The following is a 23,586-nucleotide window of genomic DNA, read 5'->3' as shown; positions in this document are numbered from 1 at the left end:
CCATTATAAGTCTATTTCAACTCCTTGTTCGCAATATTAATGAATATGGGTACAAAGGTATAAAAAAACAATCCAACATAGTTGGCAGAGGCCTTTTTTCATGTTATAATAATATTATCCTTGAGTAGTTACTGATTTTCTGTCAAGAGCAGATTTATGCATTCTTAACTCTGGCAAGTGGTTTATCACTGTTGTCCATAGTAGCATACCTCTGAAACAGATGGTCTGAATCCCCCGAACACATCATGTGTTTCATGCAAACAGATGATGCGTTTGCCACAAGTAGATGGTGTGTTTTCCACAGTTGAATAAGGCAAATGCCACATTCTAACCGGGTAAATGCCACACTATTTGCCTGTTAGAGTGTGGCATTTTAGTCATTAAGATGTGGCATTCGGGAAGATCAAATGTGGCATTTCAGATGGGATAAAAAAAGAGAGGAGAAGCAATGCCCCTCCTCTTATGCTAATTTAAACTTGAATCTGAGTTAAAATTACGGTTACAAATATACTATATTGAAACACCAAAGTCAAGCTTTCGGATCTTTATTTCTTCCTGCTTAAAGAAATTCCGCTTCTTATAGCGACAATAGATAGCTTTTAAAATCAGCAAATTCCTTTGTCATCGACAGACTTTGCTTTTCACCTTGCATAAAAGCTTTCAGTTTCGCAGGAATCTCTACGGTTTCGCCGATAATACCTTCCACCGTTTCGAGGAATTTTGCCGGATGCGCAGTCTCCAGGAAAACACCAGTTTCACCTGGTTTCAATCCTTCTTTCAGAGCACGGAAACCACAGGCTCCATGTGGATCAAGCAGGTAATGACATTCCTTCCACGTTTCACGCATCGTTTCGGCAATCTGTTCATTAGTATAAGTAGTACCACTGATTTCAGTAGAAATGGCCGCATGACTACCTCCATAAAGATCGAGCACACGCGCAAAGTTACTCGGATCGCCCACATCCATAGCATTGGCAATGGTAGCGATAGAAGGACGTGGAGTATAAACTCCGGTTTGCAAATATTGATAGAAGATATCGTTACGGTTATTGGCAGCAATGAAACGCTTCACAGGCAATCCCATACGTTTACCAAACAATCCGGCAGTGATATTTCCAAAATTACCGCTCGGAACACAGATAACGGCATTGTTCGCCTTGCCTATCTTCTTCAGTTGAGCATAAGCATAGAAGTAATAGAAAGCCTGCGGTAAGAAGCGTGCTACATTTATGGAATTGGCACTGGTAAGTTGCAGATGCTCATTCAGTTCCTTATCCATAAAAGCAGACTTCACCAACGCCTGGCAATCATCGAATGTACCGTCTATCTCAAGGGCTGTGATATTCTGTCCGAGAGTCGTAAATTGTTTCTCCTGTATTTCGCTGACCTTCCCTTTAGGATAAAGCACATATACATGAATACCCTCCACACCGAGGAAACCATTAGCTACCGCACTTCCCGTATCACCAGAGGTAGCAACCAACACATTGACTTGTTTCTTACCTTCTTTTCTGATGAAATATCCTAAAAGACGGGCCATGAAACGCCCGCCCACATCTTTGAAAGCAAGCGTCGGGCCATGGAAAAGTTCGAGTGAATAAATATCTTCCGTCACCTTCACCAAAGGAACATCAAAATTCAATGTATCGTAAACGATTTGTTTCAATGTTTCGGCAGGTACATCTTCCCCAAAGAAAGCATCGGCTACGCGATAGGCAATCTCCTGAAAAGAAAGAGTATCAATACTATCATAAAAATCTTGTGGCAAAGGTTTAATGCTATATGGCATGAAAAGTCCTTTGTCGGCAGCAAGTCCCTTCACTACGGCTTCTTCCAGGCTGGCATCGGGAGCTTGTTTGTTGGTACTGTAATATTTCATAATCAGCTTTTCATAAATTCATTAATAAACTCATCTTCCTTCAATAATCCGTAACTACCTTCGCAAACAGACGCTTCATCAAAGGTCTGTACACTATCCGGTTCAATACCCGGATACCAGATGAAGAAAGGGATCGGTTCATTGGTATGTGTACGGAGTTCACATGGAGTAGGATGATCGGGCAATACGGCAATAGCTACCGGTTCCTCCCAATCTTTCACGGCTTCATATATAGGACCTACAGCACGGCTATCCAGATTCTCGATCGTCAGAAGTTTTAAATCCACATTCCCTTCATGTCCGGCCTCATCGCTGGCCTCGATATGCAGATAGACGAAATCATCCGTCTTCAGGGCTTCCAGTGCAGCAGCTACTTTATTTTCATAATTGGTATCATACAAGCCCGTTGCACCTTCCACTGTCAGGCGACGCAAGTCCGCATAATATCCGATACCATTGATCAGGTCTACAGCAGAAATCACTGCCCCCCGTTTCACTTGTGGGAACTTATCAGACAAACGTTCCATTTTAGGACGATAGCCGGGACTCCAAGGCCAAATACTGTTAGCCGGGTCTTTCCCTTCCGCCATCCGCTTCTGATTCAACGGATGATTTTCCAAAAGCTCCTGCGAACGCAGGATAAGATCATTAATCAAATCAGCGGTTTGTTGCGGAGTCAGTTCTGCACCGCCTTCGGGAACTGTTATATTCTCCGTACCCGACATCGGTTTCACCAGTAACGGGCGGAAAGGTTTCAAGGGCACATCGTGCGGTGGCGTACAATCAATACGTTTATCTCCACCTTTGATCACCAATAAATGACGATATTGCACGCCTGTATAGAAACACACCCGCTCATTGCCCAGATGTTCCTGCAAGTACTTCACCAATACATCGGCTTCTTCCGTTGTGATGTGTCCGGCAGAATGGTTTTTAATATGATCGCCTTCAATGCAAATGATGTTACAACGCATTGCCATCTCGCCCGGTTTCAAATCCACACCGATGCTGGCAGCTTCCAGAGGTCCTCGTCCTTCATAAACTTTCGGCAGGTCATAGCCCAAAACGGACATATTCGCTACCTCACTACCGGGATGGAAACCATCGGCAACAGTTTTCAACCGCCCCGTACGCCCCATGCTCGCCAGTTTATCCATATAAGGCGTCTTGGCATATTGCATCAGCGTCTTACCGCCCAATGACTCCACAGGCCAATCCGCCATTCCATCGCCTAATATGATTATATGTTTCATTTTATTAAACATTTGCAATACTCATGATATCCGCAAATACACCTGCCGCCGTCACTCCGGCACCGGCACCGTATCCTTGTATCATCATCGGATATTCTTTATAACGTTCTGTAGTCAGCAGAATAATATTGTTACTACCTTCCAAACCATAGAACGGATGATTTACACCCACTTCCTGCAGGCCGACTGATGCTTTGCCATTCTCCAGTTTAGCAACAAAACGCCAGTGCTTGTTCTCAGCTTCCAGCACCTTGCGACGGGCTTCGAAGTCCGCATCCAGGCTCGGCACTTTCTTCCAGAAATCATCCAGCGAACCTTCAAAGAAATCATCGGGTACGAACAGGTTCTTTTCTACATCCGACTGTTCCAGTCTGTAACCGGCTTCACGTGCCAGGATCACCAGTTTACGGATAACGTCCTTGCCACTCAGGTCGATACGCGGGTCCGGTTCGGAGTAACGCTCTTCCTGCGCCATCTTAATGGTCTTGCTGAAAGGAATATCCGCACTGATCTTATTAAAGATATAATTCAGTGTACCACTCAGTACAGCTTCAATCTTCAATATCTTGTCACCGCTATGGATAAGGTCATTGATCGTATTGATAATCGGAAGTCCCGCACCCACATTCGTTTCAAAGAGATACTTCACACCACGCTGACGGGCAATCTGTTTCAATTCACGGTAGTTCTCATATTCCGAAGAAGCGGCAATCTTATTGGCAGCCACTACAGAAACGTTGTGTAACAACAAGTCTTTGTACAAGGAAGCAACTGCCGCACTTGCCGTACAGTCTACAAATACCGAGTTGAAGATATTCATGCCGATAATCTCGTCACGTAAAGTTTCCAGCGTGCTCGGTTTGCCCTTCTCTGCCAGTTCTGCACGGAAATCTGTCAGATCGAAGCCTTCACGGCTAAACATAGCCCGGTCGGCATCAGCGATACCCACAATATGTAGCTTCAATCCATTCTCCATCATCAGCTTCTGCTGTTGGCAGCGGATTTGTTCCACCAGGCTACCGCCTACCGTACCAATACCACAAATAAAGAGGTTCAGTACCTGGTATTCCGACAGGAAGAATGAATCGTGGATAACGTTCAATGATTTACGCAATGATTTGGAATCCACTACAAATGAGATATTTGTTTCCGAGGCGCCCTGAGCACAAGCTATCACATTGATACCGTTACGTCCCAACGTACCGAACAGCTTTCCGGCAATACCCGGCGTATGCTTCATATTTTCACCTACAATAGCTACCGTAGCCAGGTTCTTCTCCGCCTGTATCGGAGAAATCTCACCCATTTCAATCTCTTTGGCAAACTCCTCGTTCAGCACTTCACATGCCAAGTCGGCATCCGCATTACGCACACCGATAGACGTAGAGTTCTCCGAAGATGCCTGAGATACAAGGAACACACTGATACCATTCTTTGCCAGTGCCTTAAAGATGCGGTAGTTCACACCAATCACACCTACCATACCCAAACCCTGCACAGTAATCAGACTGGTATCATTGATAGAAGAAATACCCTTAATCGCTTTCGTACGCGGATCGGATACTTCCTGTCTGATAATCGTTCCCGTTCCTTCGGGATTGAATGTATTCTTTATTAAAATAGGAATATTCTTGTGGCAAACCGGATAAATAGTCGGCGGATATACTACCTTGGCACCGAAGTTACAAAGCTCCGTTGCCTCTACATAACTCAGTTCGTTAATGGTATAAGCGGTAGAAATCACACGCGGATCTGCAGTCATGAAACCATCCACATCCGTCCAGATTTCCAATTGGTCGGCATCCAATGCCGCCGCAATAACCGAAGCTGTATAATCGGAACCACCACGACCCAGGTTCGTAACATCTCCCGTCACCTTATCAGTAGAGATGAAACCCGGAACCAACGCACGCTTCGGCAAAGTGCTGAATGTTTCACGAATCAATTCATTCGTCAACTCGGTATCCAATACATACTTGGAGTGCTTCTTTTCAGTTTTGATGAACTTGCGTGAATCAAACCATTCGGCTCCTGTCAACTCTGCAACGATAATGGATGATAAACGCTCGCCATAGCTGACAATCGTATCGGAGGTCTTTTGCGAAAGGTCCTTTATCAGATAAATACCCTGGAAAATATCTTTCAGTTCATTGAGCAATTCACCGATCTGGCGCTGCAGTTCCACTTGCCCCTCACCAGCAGGAATCACTTCTTTAATCATTTCCACATGGCGGTAAACAATTTCGCGAAACTCATTTTCGTAAGCAGCATCACCAGCAGCCGCCATTTTCGACGTGTTTATCAGCTTGTCTGTGATGCCCCCCAGCGCGGAAACCACCACAATTACCGGTTCTTCTACTGCTTCTACAATTCTCTTTACGCTCAAAATACTGTTCGCGGAACCTACGGACGTTCCGCCGAATTTTATTACTTTCATATCCTTTATTACTATTGATAAGGTTGATACAATGTGTCGGAAACAGGACGTATATACCTGTATTGACTTGAATTAAATAAGAAAAACTGCTGAAAAATAGTGTAACACGTAGAAACACAAATACTATCCATTAACCCCTAAGGGTCATGGTCATGCACATGGATGTGACTGTATGTTGATAGTACTTGTTCATACTCTCTGTTTCTTTCATTATTGATAAGTGTCGCAAAAGTAATAATAAAAACATTCAATCTATCACATTTTGTGGTTTTTTTGTAATAAAAATATAGAAAGGCCTCAAAAGAGGCAGAAATATGCAAAAGAGCGAAGTGTCATTTTCACACATAACCATACAATATTCCACTATCAGCGGCACAGTTTTATAACATTTTGATATTAAATCCAAGATATATCATTATATTTGCACTAAATTATCGTAAGAGAATGCATATGAGTCCAAATATAACTTCCATTTTGCTAATCTATACCGGTGGAACCATCGGAATGATAGAAAACCCCGAAACGGGTGCTTTAGAGAATTTCAATCTCGAGCAGCTGAAAAAGCACGTACCGGAACTGCAAAATTTCACATTCCATATCGATACTTACCAGTTCGATCCTCCGATGGACTCTTCGGATATGGACCCGGAAGCTTGGCGCAAACTGGTACATATCATTAGTGACCATTACGATAGATACACAGGTTTTGTAATTCTGCACGGCACGGATACGATGGCATATACCGCATCTGCCCTTAGCTTTATGTTAGAAGGGTTGAGCAAACCTGTCATCCTCACCGGCTCACAACTCCCTATCGGAGTACTCCGCACGGACGGAAAAGAAAACCTTCTTACCAGTCTTGAAATAGCCAGTGCACGTGATGCAAAAAGCAATCCGCTTGTACCCGAAGTCTGCATCTTTTTTGAGAATCACCTGATGCGCGGCAATCGTACCATCAAGATGAATGCAGAGAACTTCAATGCATTCCGTTCATTCAACTATCCCGTATTGGCAGAAGCAGGTATTCATATTAAATATAATAATGTGCAAATCCGCTTTAAGGAAGTTGAACGGGAACTGAAGCCACATTATCTTTTAGATACCAATGTTGCTGTCCTAAAACTCTTTCCGGGTATTCAGGAGAATGTAGTATCAAGTATATTGAGCATTGAGGGATTGAAAGCTGTCGTGCTCGAAACTTACGGTTCGGGAAATGCTCCCCGCAAGGAGTGGTTCATACGCCGTTTGCGGAATGCTTGCGAGCAAGGGATAGTCATCGTCAACGTCACCCAGTGTAGTGCCGGAACCGTAGAAATGGAACGTTATGAAACGGGCTATCAATTAATGCAGGCGGGAGTAGTTTGCGGATATGATAGTACAACGGAGTCTGCCGTTACTAAACTGATGTTTCTACTGGGCCACGGTTATACGCCTGATGAGGTACGAAAAAGAATGCGTACTCCGATGGCAGGAGAAATTACCACCTAAATACGCCTCATAATCAGTTTGTCTAAATAACACATAAGGGTCGCCTATCAGTATTCCTGATAAGCGTCCCTTATACTACAATGTATCAATTCAAGTACTATTATCCCTCCGTCAATTTATATTCTATAACTGTTATTGAATACTTCTTCAAAGTTATATCTTTATCTTTCACATCTCTTTGTTGCCACACAGGAGCCAAATCCTTATCATCCTTACCGAAATATTCCCAACATTGAACTACTTTAGCATCAACCTTACCGGGAATAACAATATTCACACTCTCTTCCCTGTCGCCTTTATTAATAAGGTACACAAACAATTGATCCTTTTGTGGAGAATAACTCGCATAAGATATAATATACCCTTTTGATTCGGACTTTATCATTTTATCGCCCATAAACCTATTCCAGATCAGCAATGAATACCCTGTAGGATTGATATTCCCATTTGAATCAATAGCATCGTGATCTGTCTGAGGCAGTTTTTCATTTCCCGGCCAACGGGTATTCCAAAAACATGAAAACTCTATCTGTGGCTCCAACAACAATTGCCCCGTCATATCAAAATTAACAATAGCATGCCCCATATCATTAGTTCCTTGCCAGAGTTTTGCCCAATCAATCGTTCCATATTCGGCTACTATCAATTTCCATTTAGCAAGTTGTTCCGGCGTAGCATATTTATTCATGGCATTAAGAGCGGTTTGTGCAGGCCATATCAGGCATCGGGTCGTATCTTTATAACTTTCATATCCTGAGTTAAAATCAAACACCCCATAATTACTTACACATAAACGGTCGATATAATCTCCGGCTTTAGTGATAACTGTTTTAAAGAACTCATCACTATCTCCATTAGGTACGATAAGAATGGAAGGATCCACTGTCTTCATTGCCTTCGAAAAGTCTATCACATCCTGAGCATATATCTCTGCCGTAGAATTCTCATTGTTCTTATTCCAGCTTTCGTTTCCTATCATCCAGTAGCGAACATTATATTTCTTCTTGATATTAGCGTACCTCACCCACTCTACAGCATGATTCAGCAGTTCCTGACGAGTTGAAACTCTTTCACCTTCCGCTATCTTATCCTGATAACGATCTGCCGCAACTACCAATACGGGTTCCGCTCCTACTTCCCGGCAGATATGTATAAATTCATCAAAATCCAATGGATCATAAACAAAGTTCCCATCTTTAAACATACCGGGATAATTATCCAGACCGGCAGTTCTGCACAGCGTAGGATGTGATGTTTCATAAGGAGATACGCTAAAGAAATAAAAATCAGACTTCTCACCTCCCGGATACCGAAGATATTTGGTCCCCAATTTCTTTACCGCTCCTGCAACATTCGTTTCAGCCTCCGGGAAACGACCTCCATCCATTAGGAAATTCAAATTAACACCCACCGGATGATTGGAAACATCACTTATGATGCTATCCGGAAAAACCGTGATAGGCAAAACATTACTCACCTTTTGTCCACAACTGTTCAATAAGCATGCAGTACCGGCCAAAATCATTAATAAAATCTTTCTCATAACACTTCTACTCCGTTTTAGTGACGTCATATCTTTCAGGTAGCATACCAGACAGAATCTCTTTTAGCCGAAGTATGTCTATCTTTTCAGGAAGAATATATTCCGTTTTCTCATATCTCGCTTTCGTATCTTCAGATACCCGAGGTTGAGATATTCTTTGTCGTTCAGCAGCTTCCGACCAATAACAATTACCTTTATAAATCGCCATATTTTTTGTCTCATCACCTTGCAGGTGTTTTATCCCCTCATTAGTCAGAACAAATACATTATCCGAGAATTCCAATCCAGAAGAAAATCCGGTATTAAATGAAATAGAATGTCCCTGATTACTGATAATCAAATTATCATGCACCTTGGTATTACATAAGGGGAGCTCTTTATTATACGGATCACACCATACGTAAATACCTGCATGAGAATTTTTAATCCCATCATTTACACTCACATTATACCGTATTATATTATTATTCCATTCAGTTGCACCGGCAAACTGAAACAAGCCATACCCGGCACCTTCATTATTCATAGCCAGATTGTATTGCATTAATGAATTGGTTATTCCACCGTCAAAGTCAAATCCTCCTCCATCCAAGCCTGTGGGAGAAGTCTTATTGTTGTGAGAGAAACAATATTGAATAGTCAGCCTGTCAGATTCATACCCCCAGATACCTACCGGTCCATTTCCGGATCTCGGCATATCCCATCCGTTATTCATTGCCTCACAATACTCTATCATCGCACAGGTTGCATGTCCCACCAATATTCCACTTCCACTATGATTATCAGAAACAGTAGGATTACCCGCATTATTTTCTGCAACACAATAACCGATATAGATATTCCGTACAGATTTGGTATTCCACTCACCGGTCACTTCAATTCCATTCGAACCATTATCATGCACATACGAATGTGTTATTCGAACATCGCCACCGCCATTAACACCTATACCGTTCACTTGAAAACCATAAGCTTCCACTTCTTCGATTTCGATAAATCTGGAATTTATAACTTCAATACCTGTTCCTGTATTCCCGTTTTTACGCCCGGAGCCTTTCACCACTACATTCTTCACATGAATATTCTCGCAGTCATCTATAACAACAGCAGAAGTATGAGCAGAATAAATTTGCGAGATTCCTGCCCCATAAGAAGTGATAATAAGCGGATTATCCGGTGTGCCCTTCACTCCCTTAAGATGAATGTTTCCATTCAATATCTGATTACCTGCCAAATGAATACAATCCCCCGGCAGAAACTTAACATCTTCCAGAGCATCCAGACTCTTAAATGGGAACTCCATGCTACCGTTCGCAACTTTTCCACCACTGAAAGAATCCACATAGAAATTCCGTGTATTGCCGGCCCAGCCAACCATACTGACACATAACAATATTGGCAATAATAATCTATGCATAAACACAATCTTTAATAAGCCATACTAACCTATATTAATTGGCACCGATAACGTCAAGTACTTTCAACTCTTTCCCATTAATAGGTATAGTTTTATCCTTCAAAAAATCAAGAAGAATATCCCAGTTCTTATCTTCCGCATTATACCAAAGTGATTTATTGAAAATTCCTTCCTGCTTTTCAAATCCGGCAGCAGGAATTTGCAGACTTCCTACAAATTTATTTCCTGAATATTTATTATCAGCGGACTTCTCTTCTTTTACAGCCACAGTCATTTCAGGAGCATAGATATAATTATTCTCAAATACATCGCCTTTCCCATAAGATGAATCGTGCTCTGTAAAGTGGAAAAGTGTGCGGTCTATCTGAGGTTCCGGTTTAGGGAACAGATAAAACAGGTTATTCTCAACCAATGTATTTTGTGTATATCCGGTAAAATGCATGACAGGACTAAAATAAGTATCCTTATGACTGGCACTTGTCAGATAATTACGTAGCCCATCGTTTATGCTTACATTATAGCGCACCTTGGTTTCAATATTCCCATTCACACACCAATCTTCCGGCCAGCCGTTTGTACCAATTACCAACATAAAGCCGCCATCATTATTATAACTCAGATTATACTGGAATACCGAATTCCGACATCCCCAGTCCGAATCATAAGCATACCCGTCTACAATAGATTTATGATCACTTACGACATTAAACTGTACCAATGTATTATCACTGCACCAAGGCCATATTCCATCGCAAGCTTCGGATTCGGGTAACGTTTTCGGGCAATTCTTCATCACGTTATACTCTATCAATCCACCATCGCAACCAGCCAGTACAATACCGTCACCCGGCACTCCATCCAATACATTCCTCCTGATGACCACTCCCAAATTAGGATTCCATTGTTTCCTGATCCAGTAACCCTTAAACTTAATTCCATCCCTTTGGCAGTCTTTCAGATAGCAATTCTCAATAGTCATTCCAACAAATCGATTCAGAATACTGTCATTATCCCGGCCATTCTGAATACAAATTCCGATACCGCCACCTTTCTCTATCACCGTACTTCCATATACATCATGCACATACAAGTCATCAATGACCATATTATGTGATTCTCCAAACTTATCCAATTCAATCCATAGCCCCAGCAAACCGGCTTTCGGGGCATCACCTCTATTAGAAATCTCCAGATCACGTATTACCAGATTTTCCGAATTAAAGATATGTACAGCAGCCGTATCCACACCATTTCCTTTCACATGTGGCTTTGCCATTCCGCCATATTTTCCCAATACAACGGGATTATTTTCTTCTCCACGACACGAAAGAAAGAGCTTTTCCGTAAATACAGTACCAGATTTCAATAAAACACTATCTCCTCCTTTCAACGTTAATTCCTTAAGCTTAGCCAAAGATTTGAAAGGGGTTTGAACAGACGTTCCACTATTGGCATCATTACCATTTGCAGAGTCAAAATAGTAATTCGTATGGGTCACTTGTGAAGAACAGGAAGCCAATAATACAACCAAGCCTCCACAAAGCATTTTCATTCTATTTTTCATATTCATTCTATTTTTCATTTTTGAACTTCAGTTCTCCGTATGACAGTTTGCCAATTCGCAGTCCTCAAATTCTTGTTTTAGTTCATTACTCTATCTTTTGTAAACATTCAAAATCAAATTCAATCTTTTTCACATCAGCCTGCTCATCAGTTCCGTTTGCCGGTAAGTCAAAAAAGATTTTCTCGTCTTTATCCAGTTTATAAATCACAAGCGTCAACTCTTTCCCCTCTACAGAATGTTCCTGTCGGTTCAAACCTACTGTCCAGGTGGCATGACTGTTATAATCATCATCTGAAAGCATATATCCGTTATAGATTTCCGCCTTATCACCGGAATAGTTGATACGCATATAGATGTTATTCAAATTCTCCAATGCATCTGTCGGCACTTGTATCCTCCACTCTTTGAATGTATTATAAGCAATACCTTCGGCATATCCCGGTTTATCTACTACCACCGGAGCCACCGGTTGCGGAAACACCCGTGTGAGTGAAGGGTTGGAATAATAGTCCGTCGTCAACCAAGAAGAGTCGGTACTAAATTCAATCCTGTCATAATTATAGTATTCCACAATGACACGTGCAGCAAATTGCTTCTTCCCCTCAACAAATGGAAAACTTGCAAACAACAGATTCACACCTTTTCTGGCATATCCTGTAAGGTCTATTTCATTTAACTGGTTTGGTTTTACTTCCTGATTTACCCAAGTATCATTCAGATTGAGTATACATTTCGACTCCGGATACATAAACAAAGTGACTTTCTTAATCTCTGAAGGATTATCCAGATTGAATTCCTTAAAGAAGAAACGACGATAACGCTGCTGATAAGGTTCAATCCCATGAAAGTTTGCTGTTTCCAACCATTTAGCCTCTTCCAGGATGCCCTTAGACTGAATACGAATATCCATTTGCTGCTGATTGAAAATAACCGTTTTCTGTTCAAATCCCGGATTCATACCCGTTTTCAACTTATAATAAGCAGCCTTCTTATCAGTAGAGAAAATATAAACATCTCCAAGTGAACTGTATAAATCCGCATCAGAGATATAGCATACTTTCTTCCCATCTTGTTCCAATAACCAACAGTTATCAGCCTCTTTTTCAGTCAGAATGACAACACACTTTTCTTCTCCATTCTGCAATTGTATTTTAAGCACACAATCTTTTCCCGGATTAAGTCCGCTAACAACCCAACTATCACTTTCTTCCTTTATCTTAGCCCGGCTTACCTCCACTCCTTTCACAGTCGATTTATCAAAAGATAGCTCCACTGGAATTTGTCTGTTCTGGAAAAACAGATAGCAATTATCAACACTTCCCATCAATTGTGCCGTGGCATAATTCAGGCGCATAGCGTCAAGTTCCACATTCAAGGGCCAGATAAAGACCGTACTATCCTGCATTTCAATACCTTTCTGAGGAAAACGAAGCGTTTTATCTTTCAGTTTCACCTCAAACTTCACACTCTTCTGTACCTTCTTCGGATGATAACGGGAGTAATTGATCCCAAACATATAGCCGGTTTCATTATTAGAGCGTACAGCCACCTGTAACCCATCTTCTTCCCACTTCGGGATAACAGGCATCATGGGAGCCAGGTCTTTTTCATACTCATTGACAAAGTAATGCAGTTTTTTCACCTTCTTATAAGATTCCGCTATTTCTCCTGATTCGCGGATAGCAGCCTGAAAATCATAAGATTTCACCGGTAAGCGGCTCCAATACCCAGTTTTCAATTGCTCTTCCTCAGTAGACCATAGTTTACCCGTAAACTGAGTGGCACCGGCAAAAATATAATATCCCAGCAGGTTAGACCCTGAACCAAGTTTGGCTATCATCATACCCAACCCGTCTAAAGGATCGATGCTGAGTCGCCTGTGATAAGTATTTTGTACACCCACTCCCATTTCACAAGTAAAGAAGGGATATTCTTCATACGTCATATACACATCTTGCCGCTTTATCTGATCGTTACCTATATTCTCATTATCACGGAACGAATCGAACAGGAAGTTGCCCGGCTGGTATTCTTTTCCCACATGTTCCACCCATGGAGCATCTGCATATCCTCCCCATAAAGGAATTACCTCAAAAGGAGGAACAGAACCGTCTCCCCAGCCCGTAACTGTATACATCGGGACATCAATGCCATTTTCCAGAGCCGTATCTTTCAGCCATTGGATATGTGGTTCACCCTCCTTTCCATACCAATATTCATTTTCCAACTGGATGCCTATGATATTCCCGCCATCTTTATAGTAAAGCCCTTTCAACTGGTTAGCTATTTGGGCAAAATAACATTTTACATAATTCTGATAAACCACATCATTTGAGCGGTCTTTCAGATATTTTTTTTGTAAGATCCAGTCGGGTGTCCCGCCATTACGCGCTTCTCCATGCGACCAAGGTCCCAGTCTCGGAACTACAAACAATCCATGCTTCCGGCATAACTTAATAAAGCTGCGCAAATCCTTCTCATTCTCCCACTCAAACTGACCTTCTATCTCTTCGTGATGATTCCAAAACAAATAAGTAGAGATAATATTGATACCGCAAGCTTTCATTTTCAAGATACGGTCTTCCCACAAATCTTTACGGATACGCGAGAAATGCAACTCTCCCATAACGGGTAGGATTGGCTTCCCGCCCATAGTCATATATAGACTATTAACTTCTATTGCTTTCTCCTTAGGCCCCGGATTTCCCATCTTCAGATGACCGCACGAAGGTGTCTCCATGACGTCCGAAGCATCCAGCCTATAAACTTTCTGTGCTGATAAGTTCGTAAACAGGCAAAAACCGATAAATAAACAGGCTATTTTTTTCATTTGTATTCTATCATTAGGTTAATAAACCGCTTCCATTGTCTGAGTGCTCCACTGATCCGCCCAGCGAATAAGTGGTCTGTCTCCATCGAACTCAATCGGCAACCAGACATACCGTGAATTTATTAAATCCGTTTTATTCCACCTGTCAAACATAGCGATAAATTGATCCTGCATCCCTTCAATGGGGAGTACGTAGGTACTTTGGGCATAAAATGTCTTATCGGCATCACGCCCCAGACAGGGGTTATCTTTCAGTTCCCAAACTCCCATCATTGAATCGGATACGGCCCATTTGGCTTTATTCGGATCCCAACCGGTGCAACCGGATGAGAGCATATAATAATAACCGTTTCGTTTAAAGACCGCAGGAGCTTCCCGGGATTGTCCGATAAATCTCCGGACATAAGTTCCTGAAGGTTTTGTATAATCATCAGTCAGCAAACTGATATATAAGGTACTGTTCCATTCTGACGAGCAGATATGATAAGCCTTTCCATCATCATCCTTGAAGATAGTCTGATCACGGCTATCTGCCCCATTCGGTTTAAAAGACCCCAAATAAGTGAAAGTTCCTGTCGGCGAGTCGCAGACCGCTACCCCGGCATGTGCCTTTTCATAATCAGGGCTTTCAATATGCATCCACATCACAAACTTACCGGTTTTCTCATTATAGATAACCTTCGGACGCTCTATCACTTGCGAAGGGTGAAGATCTGAAGTCGGATCATCATCTACCGTAGGCAGAACCTTACCCTCAAATTTCCAGTCTGTCAGATTCTTGGATGAATAGCAAGCCACCCCCCCGGCTTCAGCCCGCCAGCACTCCCAGGTTTTAACCCAGTCCAGGCGATAGGTGGAATCACCTTTAAATTCACCATACCAATAATAAGTACCTTCATGGTAGAGAATACCTCCTCCATGTGCATTTATCGGATTTCCATCCATATCTTTCCAGATACTGCCGGGAGTCACGATATCTTTTCCCTCTTGCTTAGCCGACATCCGATCCACCGTTCTGATTGTAATCGATGCTCCTTTCATCCCCTCTGCTGAAACATTCAAGGTTATCTCACCCACATTTCCATCCGGTTGCAATATAGCCATTGCTTTACCTTTAAAAGTTTTAGGTGATAAGGAGCGGAAACTTTCCATATCTGTAGGACATGCATTTCCTGATCCCCTGATAATACCATTCCCCACAACACTTAAAGTCACTTTCATATCAGCATCAGGTACTATCCTGCCTTCTTTATCAATCAATTCAACAGTAACATAAGCCAGATCGTCCCTATCCGCTTTAATCACCTTGCGGTCTGCGATTAAACGTATCTGTACCGGAGCACCTGTGGTTCTTAAAATAGCGCATGAAGATTCACTGCTGTCATAGGTAGCCACTGCTTTCAATTCACCCGGCTGATAGTTGACCATGAACGTAGCCGTATAGTCTTTCTTTGAAACTTCTTGCTCACCCAGCAATTCATTATTAAGATAGAGCCTTACCTTAGGTGCACGACTATAAACATTTACTTTTACCGGTTTGCCTTCCAGCCCTTTCCAGTTCCAGCTAAGAGATTCGTTCTTCCACCCCCAATAGCTCACATCTTCTGTTTTCCCGACAGCCGGCAAAGGCTGTACAGCCATTGTTATTTCCCTTTCCTTCCAGATAATATCCCGGTAATAGGACTGTGGTTTCTTCTCTCCACAGATATCAATATCTCCACACCAGGCGTTATACCAGGGCCAACCCATAAACTGTGGATTCTTCTCGCCTTTACTCAGTTCCAGTGTATGCCCTATTCCCGCTTCACCCAGATAATCAAGGGCAGTCCATACAAAATCACCAATGATATACGGATGTTTTTCCACCAGGTTCCAGTTTACAGCCGCTTCCTGCGCAACAGTCTCACTACCATATATGATACGTAAGGGATCTTTCTGATGATCATTTTCATATTCGTACCACATATAATTGTATCCTGTCACATCCAGATGTTGCATGGCTTTTGCAGCATCTTCCTTCCACTTCAGCTGCGGATTATCCCAATAATCGTTAATAGCAGCAGTTACCGGACGTGAAGGATCCAATTTCTTCACTATATTCCTTAATCTTTCAGCAATCTCTATACCGGCATCATCCGAACGTTCCTGAATTTCATTTCCGATACTCCACATGATGACAGACGGATGATTCCGGTCTCTCAGCACCATTGCCGAAATATCTTTTTCGTTCCATTCATCGAAGAAACGATGATAGTCTTGAGGATTCTTTTCTTTTTGCCAATGATCAAAAGCCTCATCAATCACCAACATACCTTGTTCATCGCAAGCTCGGAGAAAAGCTTCTGCCGGAGGATTATGGGCACATCTGACTGCATTATATCCATTTGCCTTCAACAATTCTATTTTACGCGCCTCCGCCCTATCCAACGAAGCCGCCCCCAACAAACCATTATCATGGTGTACACAGCCACCTTTCAGTTTCAGAGGCAAATTATTCAACTTAAATCCTTCCTTCGCACTGAAGGATATAGTACGGATGCCAAAAGGAACAGATATTTGATCCAACACTTCATGCCCGGAACGAATTAAAATTTTCGCTTCATACAAATGCGGAGTATCAACCGACCATAACTTTGCCTGTTTCACCGGCAAAGAGAAAGCAACCGTCTGCTTACCAGCCGCGTCAACACTCACTGTCTGCTCTTTCATTCCTACCTCTTCACCATCAGGAGAAATAATCGTAACCATCATATTTACTCCTGCCTTCTCCGTCTTTTCATTAAGCACATCCGCCTCTATAGCCAATGTAGCCTCATCACCAGCCATCTTTGCAGTACGTACGGCAACCGCCCATTCATCCAAATGGACAGAATCGGTCTTTATGAACCATACATGCCGGTAGATACCTGAACCGGCATACCAACGGGAATTTTTCCCCTCATTCGTAACCTTCACCGCAATGGTGTTCACTTCACCTGCCGGATGACAATATGAAGTAATATCACATTTGAAGGACGAATATCCATACGCATTGAAATTCACTTTTTGTCCGTTCACCCATACTTCGGACTGCGCATAAACTCCTTCAAAATAAAGAGAATGAAGTTTATGAGCATCTTTACGGTCAATAGTAAATGATTTTCTATACCAGCCTTCACCACCTACGGTTTGTCCGGTAGCAAAACCTCCGGCACTTTCTTTGGAGAAAGGGCCTACCGATAAGCCATCCGAACCGGAAAGAGGCTCTACACTCCAGTCATGTGGCAGATTTAATACCCGCCACTCCGAATCATCGTAAGATTCTTTTGCCGCATCTTCCATTTGGCCAAGATGGAACTTCCAATCCTGATCAAATTTAATCTTTCGTACGGAACAATCCGTACCCTGACTGCATGCTGTGACAATCAACGAGCTTATGATGACAAATATAGATCGTTTTAATAATGCTCTCAACTTCATACTTCTTTTAAATTTGATTTTTAGGCAATCTCTATTTTTTCTGAGTTATAGTAATACTCGCAACCGGAAGTGCCTTTACCTTTGCTGTTACAATAATCCGTCCTGAAGATTTCCCGGAACGAACAACCAATAAGTTACTTCCGCGCCACGTCTTCCGACTATTAGCAACGAAACTTTCTATGCTCATAGGGTTGGCATTACCTACTCCTTCAATCGTAGCATCTCCTTCTATAGAAAATGCTACCAATTCTTCAGCCAACTGATTTCTAATGCCTTTACTATCTACCAATTCTAATGTGATATAGCTTAGATCATTACCATCAGCTACGATTTCCGTTCTGTCCGCAGATAATCTGATCTTTTCAACCTTACCAGCACTTTCCAACGTTGCAGTGCCCACTTCACCGCCTTTATTATAACTTACGGCTTTCAATATTCCATGAGCATAAGGTACTTCCCAGACAAGCGTATTTTTCTTATCGGCAGTATTTTCTTGTTTTCCTAAAGATTCCCCATTCAAGAACAGTTCAACCTGTTCACAATTGGAGTATACAGATACTGTCATCTTTTTCCCCTCATATCCCGGGAAATTCCAATGATCCACAACATCCGGAAAATCCCATACACTCCAATCCGCCTTATCCGGATTCAGAGGAAAAGAAGGAACAGGAGGCGTCACAACAATATGGGATACCGGTGCATCACTCCATAACGTTTCACGCAAATAGGACTGGGGACGACGTTCGCCCGAAAGATTCAAATCACCACAATTGGCATGATTCCAAGGGAAAATACGTTTATCAAGCGGATACCCACACCAGCCGATACTTGCCTCACCAATATAGTCAAAAGCAGTCCAGATAAAATCACCGATCACCCATGAATGATCTTCTACTCCTTTCCAATAATCATAAGCCTGGGATGCGTAGGACTCCGAAGCATAGATAATACGGTCCGGATGACGTTTGGCATCCGATTCATAACGGTTTAAACAGTAATTATAACCACAAACATCCAGAGGAGCCAGAAAATCATCCGTTGCATCAACAATAGAATTAACTCCCGCCGTAACAGGCCGCGTTGTATCAAGCGTCTTCACAAAACCTGTCAACTCCCTGCATATATCCACAATTTCAGCAGTTTCTTTGTTCTTGATTTCATTACCAATACTCCACATGATAACACTAGGATGATTCCTATCCCGTGCAACCATACTATGCAAATCTTCTTTCCACAATTTATCAAAGTATTGTGCATAATCATACTGATAATGACCATAGCGCCACATATCAAAAGCCTCATCTATGACCAGCATACCTAAGCGGTCGCAGGCATTGAGTAAAGCGATTGAGGGAGGATTATGAGACAAGCGCAGCGCATTGAAACCAGCCGCTTTCAGTAGTTCTATTTTCCTTTCCTCTGCCCGGTCAAAAGCCTTTGCACCCAAAAGACCATTGTCATGATGGATACATCCGCCTTTTAGTTTCATGGATTTACCATTCAGCTGGAAACCATTCTCCGCACTAAATGCAATATTGCGTATACCTATTGAAATATATTCCTCATCTATAACTTTATCATCTTGCAGAAGACGGTTTACAACCTGATATAAGTAAGGATTGTCTATAGACCATAATTGCGGAGCAAGCACTTCCAACGCATGGCCAACCTCTGTTTTTTCTTTGTTATCCAATGTTACCAGTTGCTCTTTCCGAGCTACAGTATGGTTATTCTTATCTACAATCCGCGTTTCCAGAATCACTTTTCCGGTTACTTTTTCAGTATTTGCCAGAACACTCTGTACATGTACCTCTGCTTTATCCGCCGTTGCAACGGGAGTCGTGACAAACGTTCCCCAAGTTTCAAAATGAAGCGGATTGGTTATCTTCAAGAAAGTATGCCTGTAAATACCCGAACCTGTATACCAACGGCAATTCATACCTTCATTCTTCACACGGACAGCTATCAGATTTTCAGCTCCGAAACGTACATAATCGGTTATATCCAGTTCAAATGCAGTATATCCATAAACATGATTGGCTACATGGCGATCATTCACCCAGATATCTGCATTCATATAAATTCCATCGAAAGAGACAGCAATACATTTACCTTTTTCAGCCGCATCTATGTAGAAGTGCTTTCTATACCATCCCGTACCACCTACAGTAAAACCACCTGCAACTTCCGTTGCAGCATCCGCTGTAAAAGGAGAATTGGTTCCAGGAATATCTTCAATACTCCAATCATGAGGAAGATTTATCTGACGCCATTGTGAGTCATCTAAAGATTGCTTTTCTCCTTCGGCAATATCTCCACGATGAAATAACCATGCCTCATCGAAAGATTGTTCCCGAAGTGTGGAATCTTTTTCCCCACAACTGCTCACTCCAAATGCTATTAAGAAAAATAATAGGCTGTATAGAATTCTCATATTATTATATTTAGCAGAGCAAAGGCCGGCCTTCAGACAGGATCTTCATCCGGCCAGCCTCTATCTGGAATTTATTTCAATTATTTACCACCCCATTCCGGTGCCTGAACCAAAGCTCTGTTGTTGTCTAACTCTGATTGAGGTATAGGCCATACATATCCTTTTGACGAATCGAAGATATGAGAACCTGCCCCACCGTCTGCCCGGCATCTTTCATATGCTTTATCCATTTCTTTCCAGCGCATAAGATCAAAATAACGGGTACCTTCCAAAGCCAGTTCCACTCTTCTTTCATGCTTCACCACGTCGAGCAATTGATCATAAGAGAGATTGGAACCTTCAGCATCTTCCACCTTCGGCATCATCACATCAGCACGCTGACGCACCTGGTTCACCATTGACATAATTTCGTCTTTACCTGTATTTTGCTTAGCCAAAGCTTCAGCACGCATCAACAGTACATCGGCGTAGCGAATAACATACATATCCTGATTATCGGCAGCCCATGTAGTAGGCTGATTCTGATATTTACGCATGAACAACTGGAATGGACTGTTCCAGGACCACCATGCATCACTTACCTTGCCGTCATACGTATCACCATTCTTCGTCATCAGTGTATACGTCAGACGCGGGTCACGAGTTGAATCATCATTCGGATCATAGATTCCCGAAGAGGTAATAGGTTTGCCATCCTTGCAATAAAAATCGTTTGCTAAATTCGGATAAGGCAACTGCCATTCCATCGGATAACCATAGTTATAAGCTAAGAAACCACCCTCACCATTTTGTTGGTCGGTATTTTTAAAGCGAATGGCAAATACTATTTCTTTGCTGGCACCACCAGCTTCCGTAAACAGGGTACTGTAATTCGGGTCTATCTCATATTGGCTCAGGTTAATAACCTGTAAAGCAGCATCGGCAGCCTCCTTATACATCTCGTTGTACAGGTATACACGGGTCAGTAAGCCCAATGCGGCACCTCTGGTAGCACGGCCTCTATCAGCCGTAACAGGTAACATACCTTCGGCAGTAATGTCCTTCAGGTCCTTGATTATGTCAGCTACAATTTCTGATTTTTGCGACTTAGGTACCTGGCTCGTTTCAGTAGTCAACACATTAAACACCTTCGGAACATCACGGTACAGACTGGTCAGATGATTATAAAACAACGCTCTGATGAACTTAGCCTCACAAACGATTCTTGTACCTGCTTCTTCACCTATTTTACCGTTCTCCAGCATTTGCGGTACTTTTTCAATAACATTATTGCATCGTGCAATACCTGCATAAGAAGCATTCCATACAGCCTTAGTAACAGCTGCTGTGGGGCTCATGGTATTGGTAGTGATCACATCGGGGCCCACCCACGGAATCCAGGCAAAATAGCCGTTATCCGTAGCAAATTCCAATTCACGCAAACTACAAGTATTTCCACCCGGCCAGCAAAATCCCAAGCTACCTTCACTTTGCAAAGCATCGTAGCAACCTACTAACGCTTTAGTCGCATCAGCCTCTGTATTCCAAAAATTACCGTTAGACAACTCTGACAAAGATTCACGATCCAGGAAGTCTGAACAAGAAAAGAGGGAAAAGGCTAATGACAAAATAACTGAATAATATATTTTTTTCATGATCTTCTTTATTTTAAATTATAATGTAATGTTTAAGCCCACAGAGAATGTCTTGGCATTGGGATAAGCATGACCGCGAGTATCAGTTCCATACTTTTCAGGATCATAATCATCAATGCCGGTAATAGTCAGGATATTCTGTGCAGAAACATATATTCTTAGGCGTTCCAGTTTCGCCTTGCGAATCCATTCTTGTTTGAAAGAGTATCCCAATTCAATATTCTTCAGACGCAGGTAAGAAGCATCTTTCAACCAGAATGAAGAGGGTTGGCTGTTATAGTCACCATTACCCAGACGCGGGAAGTTCCCGTTAGGGTTAGCACTTTCAGAATAACGATCCAGGAATGCCGTCGTAACATTACCCGAAACGGTAGGATAATCCATCACAATACGGTCTACACCGGCTACACCCTGGAAGAAAGCAGATAAATCAAATCCTTTGTAAGCGGCATTTAAACCAAAACCGTAAGTAAAATCAGGGAACGGATTACCAATCACTGTACGGTCGTAAGTATCCACTACTCCATCCGGTTTACCTTCCGGACCGCTGACATCTTTATAACGGATATCACCCAACTTCAAAGCACCACCGCCAACAGAATTCTTTTCATTAGCTTCATCCACTTCAGCCTGTGTGCGATACAATCCATCGGCTACATAACCATAATAAGAATTGATAGGATGTCCTTCCAGATTGATAGACCAGTCTGTAATCCATGAATCTTTACCGTGCAGGTCGAGAATTTCATTCTTCACCTTACTGAAATTGACATTTGCACCGAATTTCCAGTCGCCCCATTGATCATTATAACCTAAAGCGAATTCCCAACCTTCATTCTTTACTGATGCAGCATTCACATAAGGTTCAGTAGAAATACCCACAATTCCGGGAATGGGCAATTGCAGCAAAATATCAGAAGTCTTCTTGTAGAAATAGTCAGCAGTAAGGGTAATCTTGTTATTCAGGAAAGCGGCGTCTATACCTATATCCGTAGTAGCGGTTGTTTCCCATTTAATGTCAGGATTAGCCAATGAGGAAATAGCCACACCCGAAACTTTGTTGTCACCCCATACATAGTTATTACCCAAACCGATATACTGTGCAAACGGATAGTAACCGATCTCCTGATTACCCAGTTCACCCCAGCTACCTCTTAGTTTCAACTGGCTGATAAAGCTATATTTCTCCATGAAAGCCTCTTGAGCAATGTTCCAGCCCACAGATACAGAAGGGAAATAACCGGTACGGTTCTTTTTAGGTATTCTGGAAGACTCATCACGACGGAGGTTGAATTCAGCCAAATAGCGATCCTTGTAATTGTAGTTCACACGGCCAAAGAATGATCTCAAAGCAGCTTCGGCAGCATCTCCCTTAGCAGAAGTACTTAAAGCACCGTTCAATACGGTGATATTGTCGCTCGGAAGATCTTCACCTGTTGCCGTGGTAGAACGGAAATTATTATATTGGTTAGACTGCCCCAGCAAGAAGTTGAAAGCATGGCCGTTCACATCAAAGTGATAAGTAATAATGTTTTCGTTGATCCACTGAGTTTCGGAATAATAAGCATCGGTCAGGTAATTCTTACCACTACCTCCCACAGGGTTACCATACGAATCCTGAGGAATATAAGCAGGTTCAGCACCAATA

The 23,586-nt window shown here is 42.3% G+C and carries 12 protein-coding genes; 1 reads left to right on the top strand and 11 read right to left on the bottom strand.

Translation table 11 applies throughout. The features are described from left to right. Positions 1–577 precede the first annotated feature (577 nt). From thrC to thrA, 3 genes are read right to left on the bottom strand one after another with little or no spacing between them, the layout of a single operon-like run. Positions 578–1,879: a threonine synthase gene (gene thrC, locus BACCELL_RS00335; RefSeq protein WP_007209469.1), complete on the bottom strand. Its 1,302-nt coding sequence runs from the start codon at positions 1,877–1,879 to the stop codon at positions 578–580. Between the two features lie 2 nt (positions 1,880–1,881). Further along, positions 1,882–3,132, bottom strand: a complete 1,251-nt coding sequence (locus BACCELL_RS00330; RefSeq protein WP_044153142.1) for a cofactor-independent phosphoglycerate mutase — start codon at positions 3,130–3,132, stop codon at positions 1,882–1,884. Positions 3,133–3,136: 4 nt separating this feature from the next. Next, complete coding sequence (gene thrA / locus BACCELL_RS00325) at positions 3,137–5,569, bottom strand: bifunctional aspartate kinase/homoserine dehydrogenase I (protein ID WP_007209467.1); 2,433 nt, start codon at positions 5,567–5,569, stop codon at positions 3,137–3,139. 450 nt (positions 5,570–6,019) lie between these two features. On the opposite strand from thrA, the gene BACCELL_RS00320 reads away from it, so the two are divergent. Beyond that, on the top strand, positions 6,020–7,057 hold the full coding sequence (locus BACCELL_RS00320) for an asparaginase (protein WP_044153112.1): 1,038 nt from the start codon (positions 6,020–6,022) through the stop codon (positions 7,055–7,057). A 100-nt stretch (positions 7,058–7,157) separates the two neighbouring features. On the opposite strand, the gene BACCELL_RS00315 is transcribed toward BACCELL_RS00320, so the two are convergent. The 8 genes from BACCELL_RS00315 to BACCELL_RS00280 all read right to left on the bottom strand — a co-directional run. Beyond that, on the bottom strand, positions 7,158–8,600 hold the full coding sequence (locus tag BACCELL_RS00315) for a hypothetical protein (protein ID WP_007209465.1): 1,443 nt from the start codon (positions 8,598–8,600) through the stop codon (positions 7,158–7,160). A gap of 7 nt (positions 8,601–8,607) precedes the next feature. Continuing rightward, on the bottom strand, positions 8,608–10,017 hold the full coding sequence (locus BACCELL_RS00310) for a right-handed parallel beta-helix repeat-containing protein (protein WP_044153110.1): 1,410 nt from the start codon (positions 10,015–10,017) through the stop codon (positions 8,608–8,610). A 34-nt stretch (positions 10,018–10,051) separates the two neighbouring features. Beyond that, on the bottom strand, positions 10,052–11,581 hold the full coding sequence (locus tag BACCELL_RS00305; RefSeq protein ID WP_229098648.1) for a right-handed parallel beta-helix repeat-containing protein: 1,530 nt from the start codon (positions 11,579–11,581) through the stop codon (positions 10,052–10,054). Between the two features lie 85 nt (positions 11,582–11,666). After that, positions 11,667–14,411, bottom strand: coding sequence for a beta-galactosidase (locus BACCELL_RS00300; protein ID WP_007209462.1), 2,745 nt, complete (start codon positions 14,409–14,411; stop codon positions 11,667–11,669). Between the two features lie 18 nt (positions 14,412–14,429). Next, complete coding sequence (locus BACCELL_RS00295; RefSeq protein ID WP_007209461.1) at positions 14,430–17,870, bottom strand: glycoside hydrolase family 2 TIM barrel-domain containing protein; 3,441 nt, start codon at positions 17,868–17,870, stop codon at positions 14,430–14,432. Positions 17,871–17,901: 31 nt separating this feature from the next. Continuing rightward, the gene (locus BACCELL_RS00290; RefSeq protein WP_007209460.1) at positions 17,902–20,304 is read right to left on the bottom strand and encodes a glycoside hydrolase family 2 TIM barrel-domain containing protein; all 2,403 of its coding nucleotides are present in this window, start codon (positions 20,302–20,304) and stop codon (positions 17,902–17,904) included. An 80-nt stretch (positions 20,305–20,384) separates the two neighbouring features. Beyond that, a complete protein-coding gene (locus BACCELL_RS00285; protein ID WP_007209459.1) occupies positions 20,385–21,938 on the bottom strand; it encodes a RagB/SusD family nutrient uptake outer membrane protein in 1,554 nt (517 codons plus the stop codon). 18 nt (positions 21,939–21,956) lie between these two features. Continuing rightward, positions 21,957–23,586 (bottom strand): SusC/RagA family TonB-linked outer membrane protein (locus BACCELL_RS00280; protein ID WP_007209458.1); only part of this gene is annotated, 1,630 nt, incomplete at its 5' end.

It is taken from the genome of Bacteroides cellulosilyticus DSM 14838 (assembly GCF_000158035.1).
Lineage (GTDB): Bacteria > Bacteroidota > Bacteroidia > Bacteroidales > Bacteroidaceae > Bacteroides > Bacteroides cellulosilyticus.
This window is presented reverse-complemented; position numbering and strand designations above follow the sequence as displayed.